The 14,733-nt window shown below is 72.7% G+C and carries 10 protein-coding genes and 1 tRNA gene; 1 reads left to right on the top strand and 10 read right to left on the bottom strand.

The features are described from left to right. Window positions 1-83: 83 nt before the first annotated feature. The 7 genes from rho to ACWGJO_RS02335 form a co-directional block, all read right to left on the bottom strand. Complete coding sequence (gene rho / locus ACWGJO_RS02365) at window positions 84-2,198, bottom strand: transcription termination factor Rho (RefSeq protein ID WP_452181762.1); 2,115 nt, start codon at window positions 2,196-2,198, stop codon at window positions 84-86. Between the two features lie 603 nt (window positions 2,199-2,801). Beyond that, the gene (thrB, locus tag ACWGJO_RS02360; RefSeq protein WP_452181761.1) at window positions 2,802-3,740 is read right to left on the bottom strand and encodes a homoserine kinase; all 939 of its coding nucleotides are present in this window, start codon (window positions 3,738-3,740) and stop codon (window positions 2,802-2,804) included. A 363-nt stretch (window positions 3,741-4,103) separates the two neighbouring features. Beyond that, window positions 4,104-5,204, bottom strand: a complete 1,101-nt coding sequence (gene thrC, locus ACWGJO_RS02355; protein ID WP_049655889.1) for a threonine synthase — start codon at window positions 5,202-5,204, stop codon at window positions 4,104-4,106. Window positions 5,205-5,214: 10 nt separating this feature from the next. Continuing rightward, window positions 5,215-6,507 carry a homoserine dehydrogenase gene (locus ACWGJO_RS02350; protein ID WP_452181760.1) on the bottom strand — a complete coding sequence of 431 codons (1,293 nt, stop codon included), beginning with the start codon at window positions 6,505-6,507 and terminating at the stop codon, window positions 5,215-5,217. A gap of 138 nt (window positions 6,508-6,645) precedes the next feature. After that, window positions 6,646-8,037, bottom strand: a complete 1,392-nt coding sequence (lysA, locus tag ACWGJO_RS02345; protein ID WP_452181759.1) for a diaminopimelate decarboxylase — start codon at window positions 8,035-8,037, stop codon at window positions 6,646-6,648. An 89-nt stretch (window positions 8,038-8,126) separates the two neighbouring features. After that, the gene (argS, locus tag ACWGJO_RS02340; RefSeq protein WP_401051481.1) at window positions 8,127-9,788 is read right to left on the bottom strand and encodes an arginine--tRNA ligase; all 1,662 of its coding nucleotides are present in this window, start codon (window positions 9,786-9,788) and stop codon (window positions 8,127-8,129) included. 83 nt (window positions 9,789-9,871) lie between these two features. Beyond that, entirely contained in the window at window positions 9,872-10,348 is a 477-nt protein-coding gene (locus ACWGJO_RS02335; protein ID WP_452181758.1) for a response regulator, read from the bottom strand. A 170-nt stretch (window positions 10,349-10,518) separates the two neighbouring features. Between ACWGJO_RS02335 and ACWGJO_RS02330 the strand changes: the two genes are divergently transcribed. Next, window positions 10,519-10,590 (top strand) — tRNA-Arg (locus ACWGJO_RS02330). 134 nt (window positions 10,591-10,724) lie between these two features. Here the strand turns inward: ACWGJO_RS02330 and ACWGJO_RS02325 are convergent. From ACWGJO_RS02325 to ACWGJO_RS02315, 3 genes are all read right to left on the bottom strand, one after another. Further along, entirely contained in the window at window positions 10,725-11,708 is a 984-nt protein-coding gene (locus ACWGJO_RS02325) for a trypsin-like serine peptidase (RefSeq protein ID WP_452181757.1), read from the bottom strand. Between the two features lie 130 nt (window positions 11,709-11,838). Further along, window positions 11,839-12,789, bottom strand: coding sequence for a carbohydrate kinase family protein (locus ACWGJO_RS02320; protein WP_452181756.1), 951 nt, complete (start codon window positions 12,787-12,789; stop codon window positions 11,839-11,841). Between the two features lie 81 nt (window positions 12,790-12,870). Beyond that, entirely contained in the window at window positions 12,871-14,511 is a 1,641-nt protein-coding gene (locus tag ACWGJO_RS02315; protein WP_452181755.1) for an MFS transporter, read from the bottom strand. Between the last annotated feature and the right edge of the window lie 222 nt (window positions 14,512-14,733).

The raw sequence follows: 14,733 nt of genomic DNA, 5'->3' as shown, positions 1-14,733 counted from the left end.
GGAACAAACCGGGCCGGACGCACGGAACCCCGGACCGCTCGCGCGATCCGGGGTTCCGTGCTCGGACAACCGTCCGGCTACGGTCAGTCGTTGGAGCCGGGGGTGGTCTTGGCGATCTGCATCAGGAACTCGGCGTTGCTCTTGGTCTGCTTCATCTTGTCCAGGAGCAGCTCGATCGCCTGCTGCGAGTCGAGCGCGTGCAGCACCCGGCGCAGCTTCCAGACGATGGCCAACTCCTCGCTGCCGAGCAGGATCTCCTCCTTGCGGGTGCTGGAGGCATCCACGTCGACGGCCGGGAAGATGCGCTTGTCCGAGAGCTTCCGGTCGAGCTTGAGCTCCATGTTGCCGGTGCCCTTGAACTCCTCGAAGATCACCTCGTCCATGCGCGAGCCGGTCTCGACCAGCGCGGTGGCCAGGATGGTCAGCGAGCCGCCGTTCTCGATGTTGCGCGCGGCACCGAAGAACTTCTTCGGCGGGTACAGCGCGGTCGAGTCGACACCACCGGACAGGATGCGGCCGGAGGCCGGCGCGGCCAGGTTGTAGGCGCGGCCGAGACGGGTGATCGAGTCCAGCAGGATGACCACGTCGTGGCCCAGCTCCACCAGGCGCTTGGCGCGCTCGATGGCCAGCTCGGCGACGGTGGTGTGGTCCTCGGCCGGGCGGTCGAAGGTCGAGGAGATGACCTCGCCCTTCACCGACCGCTGCATGTCGGTGACCTCTTCCGGACGCTCGTCGACCAGGACGACCATCAGGTGGCACTCGGGGTTGTTGTGGGTGATCGCGTTGGCGACCGCCTGGAGCACCATGGTCTTGCCGGTCTTCGGCGGCGCGACGATCAGACCGCGCTGGCCCTTGCCGATCGGCGACACCAGGTCGATGATCCGGGTGGTCAGCACGCCCGGGTCGGTCTCCAGGCGCAGCCGGTCCTGCGGGTAGAGCGGGGTGAGCTTGTTGAACTCGGGACGGCCACGGCCGCTCTCCGGGTCCATGCCGTTGACGGAGTCCAGCCGCACCATGGCGTTGAACTTCTCGCGGCGCTCGCCGTCCTTGGGCTGGCGCACCGCGCCGGTGATGGCGTCACCCTTGCGCAGGCCGTTCTTGCGGACCTGGGCGAGCGAGACGTAGACGTCGTTCTGGCCCGGCAGGTAGCCGGAGGTGCGCACGAACGCGTAGTTGTCGAGGATGTCGAGGATGCCCGCGACCGGGATCAGGACGTCGTCCTCGCCGACCTGCGGCTCGGCCACGCCGACCTCGAAGCCGTCGCGGCCGCGACGGCCACGGCGGTCGCGGTAGCGCCCGCGCCGGCCACGGCGGCCGTCGCCGAACTCGTCGTCCTCGTAGCCGCCCTGCTGGACCTGCGGCTGCTGGGCCTGCTGGGTCTGGCGGCCCTGCTGGTCGGCCTGGCCGCCCTGCTGCTGGCCGCCGCCCTGCTGGGACTGGCGGTCGGTGCGGTCGGTGCGCTCGCGGCGGTTGCGGCGGTCGCGGCGCGACTCGCGGCCATCGGCGTCCTGGGCCTCGCCGGTCTCCTGACGCTCGGTGCGCTCCGTACGCTCGGTGCGCTCGCCGCCCTCGCGACGGTCGCGCCGCTCACGGCGGTCGCGACGGCTCTCGCGGCCGTCCTCGCGGCCCTCGAAGCCGCGGGTCTCGGCCGGGCGGGCCTCGGCCTGCTTCGGCTCGGCGACCGCGACGGTGGCGGCCTCGGCCGGGGCCTCCGCGACCGGGGCGGTGGGCGCGCCGGCGGCCGAGGTGGCCCGGCGGCGGGTGCGCTCGGTACGGGCGGGCGCGGCGGTCTCGGCGGCGGCCTGGACCGGGATCTCGATCTGGGCCTGCGGCTCGGCGGCGGCCGGAGCCTCGGCCGCCTTGGCGGCGGCCTTGGTGCGGCGGGCCGGCTTCTCGGCCGGGGCCTCGGCGTCCGCCTTGGCGGCGGTGCGCTTGGCGGCCGGGGCGGTGCCACCGGCGGCGAGCAGCGGGTCCCCGCCGCTCTTCTCCTTGATGGTCTCGATCAGCTGGCTCTTGCGCATGCGTCCGGTACCGGTGATGCCAAGGTCCGCGGCGAGCTTCTGCAGCTCGGCCAGGACCATGCCGTCCAGGCCCGCGGCGGCGCTGCGGCGGCGCCGGGCCGGGGCAGCGGGGGCGGCGGCTGCGTCCGACGCCTCGGCGTCCGGGCGCGCGCCCATCAGATCGGTGGAGTCGCTCACTAAGGGTCCTTCCCTGGAGCGGACGTCGGCCTGTCTGGCTCGGCGACCGGTTGTGCTGTCCTGACCAACGCTCGACTGCGTCGGTCCGAGGCGGTGATCCCTCGAATGGCGGGAGCCCGTCGAGGGAGAGCTACGTACGAGGTGCGGTGCTTGAAGCACGGTGGTGCTGAGTGGCGCGTGGGCCGGTCGTGTGTCGACCTCCCCTGAGGGCGTAACCCCCACGCTCCCTGCGAATCCCGGGCCCCCGTCGCGTGACGGTGGCCCGCGCTCCGCCCGTCCTGGCCTCAAGGTGGGAGGCCGCGGGTGGGAGTCAGGTGCCGTCACGGCTTCGGGATGCGGCCGCGTGTCGCGCAGGCAGGCTGCGTACGCGCTGCGGTGGGCTCCCGGAGAATCGTCGCCCCGTGCATCGCCGGGACTCCACTGCCGTGGAGTGCTGGGATCGGGACGCGGCGCACCTAGCCCCGGAGGGCACCTGGTGCAGCAATGAGGTTAACACTACCGACCCCCTCAGACATTCCCCAGCCTTGCGCTTGCCAATCGTGTCCGCCGGACCCGGCTCGGCAGGGTGCCGGCGCCGGGTCCCGAGCGGCCCGTTCGGGCTGCTCAGACGTCCAGCGGGAGCACGACGGCCCCGGTGCGGTCGACGTCCAGCCGGTGCGCGGCGAACGCCGGGTCGCCGCCGTGGCCGTGGTGCCCGGCGAAGGAGAGCACCTTGTCGGCGCCCGCCTCGTCGGTCAGCGCCAGGACGGTCGGGCCGGCCCCGGAGATGACCGCGGGGACGCCCTCGGCACGCAGCGCGCCGACCAGGGCGGCGCTGTCCGGCATCGCGGAGGCGCGGTAGTCCTGGTGCAGCCGGTCCTCGGTGGCGGCGAGGAGCAGCTCGGGGCGCCTGGTCAGCGCCTCCACCAGCAGTGCGGAGCGGCCGGCGTTGACGGCCGCGTCGGCCAGCGGGACGGTCCTCGGCAGCAGCCCGCGCGCGGTCTCTGTGAGCACTTCGCCGGCCGGCACGAACACCACCGGGACGACCTGATCGGACGGCTCCAGCGCGACCGCCTTGGCCGACTCCTCGTCGGTCCAGGCGATGGTGAAGTTGCCGCGCAGGCAGGCCGCGACGTTGTCCGGGTGGCCCTCCAGCTCGGAGGCGAGGGCCAGCAGCGCGTCGTCGTCCAGCGCGGACGGGCCGCCGATGGTCACCGCGCGGGCGGCGACGATGCCGGCGCAGATGGCGGCCGAGGAGGAGCCGAGGCCGCGGCCGTGCGGTATCCGGTTGGCGCAGACCACTTCGAGGCCCCGCGGCTGGCCGCCGAGCCGGTCGAAGGCGGCGCGCATCGAGCGGACCAGCAGGTGGCGCTCGTCGCGCGGCAACGTGTCGGAGCCCTCGCCGGCGATGTCGACGGAGAGGCCGGAGTCGGCGACCCGGACGACGACGTCGTCGTACAGACCCAGCGCGAGCCCGAAGGCGTCGAAGCCCGGGCCGAGGTTGGCGCTGGTCGCGGGAACCCTGACCCGGACGGCGGCGGCACGGAACGCAGGACCGGCCATGCGGTGGACTCTCCTGGGGAAATCGGGCGGCGCGGAGCGCGTCGTCGGTGCGAGGGTGGGGAACGGACCGCGGCCCCTCGGGGGCGGGCGGTCGCGACGGTCGGCGCGGCCCGGACCCGCCGGGCCCGGGGCATCTGCCACACGGCCGAGGCCAGAGTATCGAAGAGAGGTTCCCCAGCGGTACACCCCGTGGGCCTTCGATCTGGTGTGTTGCCGGTTCTGGCCGGAATGCACACCCCCCTCCGTCAAAGGGAGGGGTGGAAACGGATCGCAATGCGCAGCCCAATTGACACAAAAGTGTCAGTCGGGAACTCCGACGGGCCGACCCCCGAAAGGGTCGGCCCGTCGACGTGCCGGCGCCCGTTACCGGTCGAGCAGTCCGAGGCTGCGGGCGGCCGCCTCCGGGTCGATCGGGACGATCTGCGGCTGCGGCGCTCCGGCCACCGCCCAGTCCGGGTCCTTCAGGCCGTTGCCGGTCACGGTGCAGACGATCCGCTGGCCCGGGTCGACCAGGCCGGCCTCCGCCTTGGCCAGCAGACCGGCCACCGAGGCGGCCGAGGCCGGCTCCACGAAGACGCCCTCCTGCGAGGCCAACAGCCGGTAGGCGGACAGGATCTGACGGTCCGTCACCTTGTCGATGAGGCCGCCGGACTCGTCCCGCGCGGCGAGCGCGAAGTCCCAGGAGGCCGGGTTGCCGATCCGGATGGCGGTGGCGATGGTCTGCGGCTTGAGCACCGGCGCGCCGTCCACGATCGGGGCCGAGCCGGAGGCCTGGAAGCCCCACATCCGCGGGGTGCGGGTGGCGAGGCCGTCCGCGGCGTACTCGCGGTAGCCCTTCCAGTACGCGGTGATGTTGCCCGCGTTGCCGACCGGCAGGACGTGGATGTCCGGGGCGTCGCCGAGCATGTCGACGATCTCGAAGGCCGCGGTCTTCTGGCCCTCGATCCGCACCGGGTTGACCGAGTTGACCAGCGCCACCGGGTACTTCTCGGACAGTTCGCGCGCGAGGGTGAGGCAGTCGTCGAAGTTCCCGTCGACCTGCAGGATCCTGGCGCCGTGCACCAGCGCCTGGCCCATCTTGCCGAGGGCGATCTTGCCCTGCGGGACGAGCACCGCGGAGACCATCCCGGCCCGCACCGCGTACGCGGCGGCGGAGGCCGAGGTGTTGCCGGTGGACGCGCAGATGACCGCCTGCGCGCCCTCCTCCTTGGCCTTGGAGATGGCCATCGTCATCCCGCGGTCCTTGAAGGAACCGGTCGGGTTGGCGCCCTCGACCTTGAGGTAGACCTCGCAGCCCGTGCGCTCGGAGAGCACCTGGGCGGGGACCAGGGGCGTGCCGCCCTCCAGCAGGGTGACCACCGGGGTGGCCGCGGTGACCGGCAGGCGGTCCCGGTACTCCTCGATCAGGCCGCGCCACTGGTGGGTGTGCGCGCCTCGGACGACGTTCTCGGCAACGGCGTTCATGGCTGGTTCCTTATTCCCCTTCGACCCTCATGATGCTGGCCACGTCCCGCACGCTGTCCAGCGCGCGGAGCTTGTCGACCGTCGCCGACAGCGCGGCGTCGGTGGCACGGTGGGTGACCACGACGAGCGAGGCGTCGCCGTCGCGGCCCTGCTGGCGCACGGTGTCGATGGACACGCCGTGCTCGGCGAAGACGGACGCGACCTGCGCGAGCACGCCCGCGCGGTCGTCCACGTCCAGGCTGACGTGGTAGCGGGTGACCACCTCGTCCATCGGCTTGGCCGGCAGCCGGGTGTACACCGAGTCACCGGGACCGGTGGCGCCGGTCAGCTTGTTGCGACAGACCGCGACCAGGTCGCCGAGCACCGCGGAGGCGGTCGGCGAACCGCCCGCGCCCGGGCCGTAGAACATCAGCCGGCCGGCCGCCTCGGCCTCGACGAACACCGCGTTGTACGCCTCGCGGACGGAGGCCAGCGGGTGCGACAGCGGGATCATCGCCGGGTGGACCCGCGCGGTGACGGACTCGCCGTCCGCGGCCCGCTCGCAGATCGCGAGCAGCTTGACCACGCAGCCCATCTCCTTGGCGGAGGCGATGTCGGCCGCGGTCACCTCGGTGATGCCCTCGCGGTAGACGTCCGCCGCGGTGACCTTGGTGTGGAAGGCGATGCCGGCCAGGATCGCGGCCTTGGCGGCGGCGTCGAAGCCCTCGACGTCGGCCGTCGGGTCGGCCTCGGCGTAGCCCAGCGCGGTGGCCTCCTCCAACGCCTCCGAGTAACCGGCGCCGGTGGTGTCCATCTTGTCGAGGATGAAGTTGGTGGTGCCGTTGACGATGCCCAGCACCCGGTTGACCTTGTCGCCCGCGAGGGACTCGCGCAGCGGACGCAGCAGCGGGATCGCGCCCGCCACCGCGGCCTCGTAGTACAGGTCCACCCCGGCCCCGGCGGCCGCGGCGTGCAGCTCGGTGCCGTCCTTGGCGAGCAGCGCCTTGTTGGCGCTGACCACCGAGGCGCCCTGCCCGAAGGCGGACAGGATCAGCGATTTGGACGGCTCGATGCCGCCCACCACCTCGACCACCACGTCGATGTCGCCCCGGTTGACCAGGGCCTCGGCGTCGGTGGTGATCAGGTGCTCGGGGACGCCCGGGCGGGTCCGCCCGGCGCGGCGGACCGCGATCCCGGCCAGCTCGACCGGAGCACCGATGCGAGCGGCGAGGTCGTCGGCCGTCGTCGTCATGATGCGCGCCACCTCGGAGCCCACCACACCACAACCCAGCAACGCCACCTTCAGCGGGCGCGTACGCATCATCCGACTCCGCTCTGCATTCATCAGCTTCGGTAATTTCCGGCGGGTTTTCCTGGACCGCCGGAAACTTCGGTCCGTACCAGTCTCCGGGACTTTCCGTACGGATCTACGGTCGTTCCATGATCTGAGACAAGGATTTCGTCATCCGATATCCAGACGCAGGAGATCCTCCTCCGTCTCGCGCCGGACGATCACCCGCGCCGCACCGTCCTTGACGGCGAGCACGGGGGGCTTGAGGGCGTGGTTGTAATTGCTCGCCATCGAACGGCAGTAGGCGCCGGTGGCGGGGACCGCGATCAGGTCGCCGGCGGCCAGGTCGGCCGGCAGGAAGGCGTCCCGGACGACGATGTCGCCGGACTCGCAGTGCTTGCCGACCACCCGCACCAGCATCGGCTCGGCGTCGCTGGTGCGCGACACCAGGGCCACCGAGTACTCGGCGTCGTACAGCGCGGTGCGGATGTTGTCGGACATCCCGCCGTCCACGCTGACGTAGGTGCGCAGGCCCTCCAGCGGCTTGACGGTGCCGACCTCGTACAGCGTGAACGCCGTCGGGCCCACGATCGCCCGGCCCGGCTCCACGCTCAGCCGGGGGGTGTCCAGGTTCGCGGCGGCGCACTCGCGGCGGACGATGTCGGCCAGCGCGGCCGCGATCTCGGCCGGCTCGCGCGGGTCGTCCTCGCTGGTGTACGCGATGCCGAGGCCGCCGCCGAGGTCGATCTCGGGCAGCTCGACACCGTGCTCGTCGCGGATCCCGGCCAGCAGGCCGACCACCCGGCGGGCGGCCACCTCGAAGCCGGCCATGTCGAAGATCTGCGAGCCGATGTGCGAGTGGATGCCGCGCAGCTCCAGGCTGTCGTGGCCGAGCACCCGGCGCACCGCCTCGGCGGCCGCGCCCCCGGTGAGGGACAGGCCGAACTTCTGGTCCTCGTGCGCGGTGGCGATGAACTCGTGGGTGTGCGCCTCGACGCCGACGGTGATCCGGATCAGCACCTGCTGGCGCACGCCCTGGCGGGCGGCGATCGCGGCCAGGCGCTCGATCTCGTCGTAGGAGTCGACCACGATGTGCCCGACGCCGGTCTTCACCGCGTGCTCGAGCTCGTCCGCCGACTTGTTGTTGCCGTGCAGCGCGATCCGCCGCGGCGGCATCCCGGCGGCCAGCGCGACCGCCAGCTCGCCCGCGCTGCACACGTCGAGGTTGAGGCCCTCCTCGTGCAGCCAGCGCACGACGGCCTTGGAGAGGAACGCCTTGCCGGCGTAGTAGACGTCCGCCTCGGTGCCGAAGGCGTCCCGCCAGGCGCGCGCCCGGGAGCGGAAGTCCTCCTCGTCCAGCACGTAGGCGGGGGTGCCGAACTCGGCCGCCAGCCGCTTGACGTCGACGCCGCCGACGGTGGCCACGCCCTCGGCGTCGCGGGCGACGGTGCGCGACCAGACCTTGGGGTCGAGCGCGTTCAGGTCGGCGGGCGGGGCCTGGTAGTGGCCCTCGGGCAGGACGTCGCCGTGGCGGGGGCCTGCCGGGTGTGCGGAGCGGCTCATCTTCGTAGATCCTTCGAGACCTATGGCGAGGGGCGGCGACGGTCCCCGTTGACCGTCAGCCGCCCCCGCTGTGCGCTTGGGGGTGGTGCCTACATCCGCTCGGGCGCCGTCACGCCCAGGAGCGTGAGGCCGTTGGCGAGCACGGTGCGCGTCGCCTCGACCAGCCAGAGGCGGGCGCGGTGCGTGTCGTTGAGCTCCTCGTCGCCCTTGGGCAGGAACATGCAGTTCTCGTACAGGCGGTGGTATTTGCCCGCGAGCTTCTCCAGGTACACGGCGACCCGGTGCGGCTCGCGCAGCTCGCCGGCCGTGGCCAGCACCCGCGGGAACTCCGCGAGGTGGCCGAGCACGTCGGACTCCCACTCGGTGGCGAGCAGCTCGGGCTTGAACTGCTCGACCGTGCCCTTGTCCACGCCCAGCTCGGCGGCCTTGCGCGCCACGCCGCACATCCGGGTGTGCGCGTACTGGACGTAGAAGACCGGGTTCTCGTTGGTCTGGCTCGTCAGCAGGTTGATGTCCAGCGTGATCGTCGAGTCCGTGGAGGAGCGCGCCAGGGTGTAGCGGGCGGCGTCCACGCCGATCCACTCGACCACGTCGTCGATCGTGATGATGTTGCCGGCCCGCTTGGACATGCGGACCTCTTCGCCGTCGCGAAGCATCTTCACGAACTGGCCGATCTTCACCTCGATGTTGTGGTTCATGTCGTCGCCCGCGCAGGCCGAGATGGCCTTGAGGCGGTTGACGTAGCCGTGGTGGTCGGCGCCCAGCATGTAGAGCGCGACCTCGGCGCCGCGGTCCCGCTTGGACAGGTAGTACGCGGCGTCGGCGGCGAAGTAGGTCTTGTCGCCGTCGGCCTTGATCAGGACGCGGTCCTTGTCGTCTCCGAAGTCGGTGGTGCGCAGGAAGACCGCGCCGTCCTGCTCGAAGACGTGGCCCTGCTCGCGCAGCCGGTCGATGGCCTTCTCGACCGCGCCGGAGTCGTGCAGCGTCTTCTCCGAGAACCACACGTCGAAGTGGGTGCCGAACTCGTCCATCGAGCGCTGGATCTCGGACACCATGAGCTTGAGGCCCTCGGTGCGGAAGACCTGCAGCTGCTCGTCCTCGGGCAGGTCGAGCACGCCCGGGACCGCGTCGGTGAGCGCCTTGGCGATGTCGACGATGTACTCGCCGACGTACCCGCCCTCGGGCACCTCGCGGCCGTTCGCGGCGGCCTGCAGCGAGGCGGCGAACTTGGTGATCTGCACACCGGCGTCGTTGAGGTAGTACTCGGTGGTGACGTCGGCGCCGGAGGCCCGCAGCACGCGCGCCAGCGAGTCGCCGACGGCGGCCCAGCGGACGCCGCCGATGTGGATCGGGCCGGTCGGGTTGGCGGAGACGAACTCCAGGTTGATCTTCAGGCCGCCGAGGGCGTCGTTGCGGCCGTAGGCCTCGCCCGCCTCGACGATGGTGCGCGCCAACGCACCGGCGGTGGCGGTGTCCAGGGTGATGTTCAGGAAGCCCGGACCGGCGATGTCGACCTTGGCGACGCCGGTGATCCCTCGCAGTCGCTCGACCAGCAGCTCGGCAACGGCTCGCGGCGGCTTGCCGGCCGCCTTGGCGAGCTGGAGGGCCACGTTCGTCGCGTAGTCGCCGTGGTCCCGGTTCTTGGGCCGGTCGACCGTCACGTGCTCGGGCACGGCGACGGCCAGCTCGCCCGCCTCGACGGCGGAGCTCACTGCGGCCTGGATTGCCTGGGAAAGGTCTGCGGGGGTCACGACGCCAAGCGTAGGCGAGACGGGGTGCCCGCCCGCCACTCGGTTTACCGGTTGAGACGCCGGGGTGCCGTCGTTACGGGGTCTCAACCGCGATCGGTGCGCTCTGTTCGCTCAGGGCGAACTGCGACGGCCCCTTCGCCGGCCTGCTCGCCGGCCTCTTCGCCGGGCGGCCCGCCGGGGTGCCCGGTGAGCCGCATCAGGCGTCGCACCAGGGCCACCAGGTCGGCCGGGTCGAAGGGCTTGCCGAGGTAGCCGTCCACCCCGACCGTCTCCCCCAGGTCGAGGTCCGCCGGGGTGCAGGCGCTCACGATCGCGATCGGCAGCCGGCTGGTGTCCGGGGTCGCGCGCAGCCGGGCCGCCGTCCGCAGGCCGTCCAGCCGCGGCATCACCACGTCCAGCGTCACCACGTCCGGCTGCACCCGGCGGATGACCTCCAGGCACTCGGCGCCGTCGGCGGCGGTCACCACCTCGAAGCCTTCGAGCTCCAGGTTGATCCTGATCAGCTGGCGGATCACCTCGCTGTCGTCCACCACGAGGACCCGCCCGGACACTCCCGACACCTCACCGAGGGTATCGGCGGCCCCGCCGCCCCGTCCGGCCTTTGGGCACTTCCGCTCCCCCGCCCGCCGGGGCCGCCGCGACGATCTTCGGGGAAACCCGTGCACGGGCCGCGTCCGAAGCCTGGTAGTGTTCTCCACGTCGGAAGCGCGAGCGACCGACAGGCCAACAGGCCCCCGTAGCTCAGGGGATAGAGCACCGCCCTCCGGAGGCGGGTGCGTAGGTTCGAATCCTACCGGGGGCACTCACGCAGTGATTGCGAGAGTGTAATCAGGGCCCAGATCAGTGGAGTTGATCCACGATCTGGGCCTTTGTCGTGTTCCGGGCCCGGTGCGGCCGGACCGGACCGGGCCCGGCACGGAACCGGGCCCGACGGGTTCAGAAGGCCGCCGCCTCCGCCTGGGCGTACAGGTCCGCGACGGCGTGGTCGAAGGAGGCGCTGTAGGAGACGTCGTCGGTGTCGCCGCCCTGCTGGTAGCCGCCGATCACGCCGATCACGTCGCCGGTGGCGGTGTTGACCCAGGGGCCGCCGCTGGTGCCGGACGGGTAGGCCGGGCAGTGCACCACGCGCTGGTAGGCGCTCTGCTGTCCGGTGGTGTTGGTGCACAGCAGGGGCGTCTCGGAGTCGGCGGGGTAGCCGTAGAGCCGGACGGTGGCGTCGAACGGCTCGTCGGCGCCCAGCCGGTTGCCGCCGACCACGTCCTCGACGTTGCGGCCGTTGCTGGGGGCCGTCTCCAGGATCGCGAAGTCCTCGTCCACGTCGCCCTTCTGGGCCCAGCCGGCGGTGGTGTGGATCGCGGTCACCTGCCAGGTGCCGTACGGGGCGGAGCCGTCGCGGTAGCCGGGGGCGAAGGTGACGCCGTCGGTGCCGCCGAGGCAGTGCGCGGCGGTCAGCAGCAGGTTGGCGGTGGCGCTGTGCAGCACGCTGGCGGTGCAGAAGTGGTTGCCGGCCGCCAACGCGCCGCCGAACAGCGCGCCGACGGTCCCGGCTTCACGGTCGCCGGCCGGGGCCGGGCCGGTGGTGCCGAGGGCGACGTCGGAGGCGGCGGGAGCGGCGGCGTGGGCGGGGGCGGCCGCGGTGGACGGGTCGACCGGCGGCGGGGCGGCGGTCGGAGTCGCGGGCGCGGGCGCGGAGGACGCGGGGGCCGCGACCTGGGTGGCCGCCGCCGGATCGGTGGCCGGGGCGGGCACGGCGGCGGCACGGGTGCTGCGGGCCGCCTTCCCGGCGGCCGTCGCGTCCGACAGGTCCAGCCCGTGCGTCCCGCTCAGCAGGGCGGCGACCGCCACCGCGGACAGCACGGTGAACAGGGACGGGGCCAGGAGTCTGCGGCGGCGCGACCTCTGGCGGCTGTGCTTGCCCATGCCTGTTTCTCCTGCCGGGGCGATCGGGGGCGGCGTTCGGTCAACGACTATGCCGCCTCAGCCTGGTAGGGGCGTGACCGGCTCCTTGGAGCTCGATGAGAAACCCGCCACCCGGCCGCACCCCCGGGCGTCACCGGCCGGCGAGCACCGCATCCAGTTCGGCGGCTCCGACGAAGGCGGTGTGCGTCCCGGCGGCGGTGCAGGCGAAGGCCCCGGCCACCGTACCGGCCCGGGCGCAGTCCAGCGGCGAACGGCCCTGGAACCAGGCGTACAGGAAGCCCGACACGAAGGCGTCCCCGGCGCCGTTGCTGTCCACCACCGGGCGGCCCGGGTCGACGGCCGGCAGGTGGCGCGGCGCGGGGTCGTCCCGGGTGAGCAGGTGGCAGCCCTCGGCACCGGCGGTGGCGACGACCACCCGTGCGCGCCCCTCGGCGAGGATCGCGCGCATCACCTCCTCGTGCCGGCCGGGGCAGCCGGCCGCGGAGAGGAAGACCAGGTCGGAGCCGAGCGCGTACGCACGGTGGTACGGGTCGACGCCGTCCCAGTCGTGCAGGTCGGTGGAGGTGGTGCGGCCGAGGCGGTGGAGGTCGCCGTACATGTCCCGGTTGACGCCGGTGATGGACAGGTGGACGTGCCGGCTGCGCTCGGCGTACGGCAGGTAGAGGTCGCGCGGCAGCCGCAGGTCGGCGGGGTGGCGGGCGTCGAAGAAGGAGAACCGGCGGCCGGCCGCGTCCACCAGGTTGATCCCGCGCGGGGTGCCGTGCGGGCTCACCAGGTGCGCGAAGTGCAGGCCGTGGCGCGCGTAGTGGGCGCGGATCAGGTCGCCCTGGGCGTCGTCGCCGAGGAAGTCGATGAACGCGGTGCGCAGGCCGAGGTGGTGGGCGCCGAGGGCGACGCCGTTGCCGGTGTGGCCGACGTAGTCCCGCACCGGTTCGACGAGCTGCGAGTCGCCGGGCGGAACTTCCAGCCGCTCGACCCGGACGATGGTGTCCACGCCGGCGCCGCCGACGACGAGCAGGTCGAACTCGGGCTGCGCGGCCCCGGACGGCACGTTCTCGGGCGGCACGTTCTCGGACAGCACGGCGGCGCCTCCTTGATCCCTGGACGGTGGCCAGGAGTCAAGCAGGCGCCGGAGGTTGACTGCAAGACTTTGCTGCAACTTTCAGTCGCTCGACGGCCGCTCCGCTCCGGTCTCCGCCCCGGCCTCCGCCCGCTCCTCGCTCGCGGGGCGGACGTTGGCCCCGACATCGGCCGCGGCCGCCGCCCGCAGGTCCGTCGGACGGCCGTCCACGGCCGGTACGGCCGCAGCCTGCGCCCGCGCCGCGGAGGCGCCGCCCTCGACGGTGGTGGCCTCACCGGGCGCCGGCCGGTGGTTGATCATCAGCACCGCGACCAGCGCGGCCGCCAGCAGGACGCCCATCGCCACCCAGGTCGCGATCACGTAGCCGTGCACCGCGCCCTCGGCCCGCACCGCCGGGCCGGAGGCGATCCGGGTGGCCAGGAAGCTCGCGGTGGCACTCGCGGCGATCGTGTTCAGCAGCGCCGTGCCGACCGAGCCGCCCACCTGCTGGGCCGAGTTGATGGTGGCCGAGGCCGCGCCGGTCTCGTTCGGGGCGACCCCGAGGGTGGCCAGGCTCATCGCCGGCATGAACACCAGGCCCATGCCGAAGCCGAGCAGCAGCTCGGCGGGCAGCACCATGCCGGCCCACGGGCTGTCCACCCGCATCTGGGTCAGCCAGGCCATCCCGGCCGCGGCGAGCAGCAGCCCCGGGCCGATCAGGTTCCGGGACGGCACCCTGGTCATCATCCGGGCCGCGACGCCCGTCGAACTCAGCACGATGGCGGCCGTCATGGGCAGGAAGGACAGGCCGGACATGATCGGCGAGAAGTGCTTGATGGCCTGCAGGTAGTAGGTCAGGAACAGGAACAGGCCGAACATGCCGACCATCGCCAGGCCCACCGAGAGCGCGCCGCCACCGCGGTTGCGGTCCGCGACGATGTGCAGCGGCAGCAGCGGGTGCGCGGTACGCCGTTCGACCAGCACGAACGCCGCGAGCAGCGCCACGCCCAGGACCAGCGAGCCGGTCACCAGGCCGTCGCCCCAGCCGCGGCTCACGGCCTCGGAGGTGCCGTAGACGATCGCCAGCAGGCCGCCGCAGCCGAGCAGCGCCCCGGGCAGGTCCAGCGGCGTCCGGCGGCCCTTCCCGACGTGGTCGCGCTTCAGCACGTTGAACGCCGCGATGGCGGTGACGACGGCGATCGGCACGTTGACGAACAGGCACCAGCGCCAGTTCAGGTACTCGGTCAGCAGCCCGCCGGCGATGAAGCCGATCGCGGAGCCGCCGGCGGCGATCGCACCGAAGATGCCGAAGGCCGTACTGCGTTCCCGCGGATCGGAGAAGGTGGTGGAGAGCAGCCCCAGCGCGGAGGGCGCGAGCAGGGCGCCGAACGCCCCCTGGAGGGCACGGGCGCCGAAGAGCATGGCCGGGCCGACCGCCGCACCGCCGAGGGCGGAGGCGAGGGCGAAGCCCAGCAGGCCGACGGTGAAGACGCGCTTGCGGCCGAAGAGGTCGCCCAGCCGGCCGCCGAGCAGCAGCAGACCGCCGAAGGCGAGCGTGTAGGCGGTGATCACCCACTGCCGGTCGGCGTCCGAGATGCCCAGGTCCCGCTGGGCGGACGGCAGTGCGATGTTCACGATGGTGATGTCGAGCACGATCATGAGCTGGGCCGTGGCGATGACGGCCAGCGCCCACCAGCGGCGGCGGTCCGCGTCCTCATGACCGGTGACGGTTTGCGCAGTCACTGATCGAGCCTTCCGGAGTGGGGCGGAGAGGTCACGCAGTCGCCTTCCAGCCAAACTCCGCTCCGGACGAATGGCAAGGAAAAACCTCACCAAATCGGACTCAGGGGACAAAAGGACCAGGCCCCCGGGACTCCGGACCGAGTCCCGGGGGCCTGGTTCCCGGCCCCGCGGCCACCGCCGGCGCCGCGCCGTGCCCGACGCGCGCTCGACGGAACACGGCCG

The organism is Kitasatospora sp. NPDC054795 (assembly GCF_053611565.1).
The sequence above is the reverse complement of the archived record's forward strand: the minus strand, read 5'-3'. Positions and strand labels throughout refer to the sequence as shown.

Excerpts from the sequence above, each read along its gene's own strand:
- thrB (WP_452181761.1), bottom strand. The coding sequence starts at position 3,740 with ATGGCCGGTCCTGCGTTCCGTGCCGCCGCCGTCCGGGTCAGGGTTCCC.
- ACWGJO_RS02325 (WP_452181757.1), bottom strand. The coding sequence starts at position 11,708 with ATGGGCAAGCACAGCCGCCAGAGGTCGCGCCGCCGCAGACTCCTGGCC.
- ACWGJO_RS02350 (WP_452181760.1), bottom strand. The coding sequence starts at position 6,507 with ATGATGCGTACGCGCCCGCTGAAGGTGGCGTTGCTGGGTTGTGGTGTG.
- lysA (WP_452181759.1), bottom strand. The coding sequence starts at position 8,037 with ATGAGCCGCTCCGCACACCCGGCAGGCCCCCGCCACGGCGACGTCCTG.
- thrC (WP_049655889.1), bottom strand. The coding sequence starts at position 5,204 with ATGAACGCCGTTGCCGAGAACGTCGTCCGAGGCGCGCACACCCACCAG.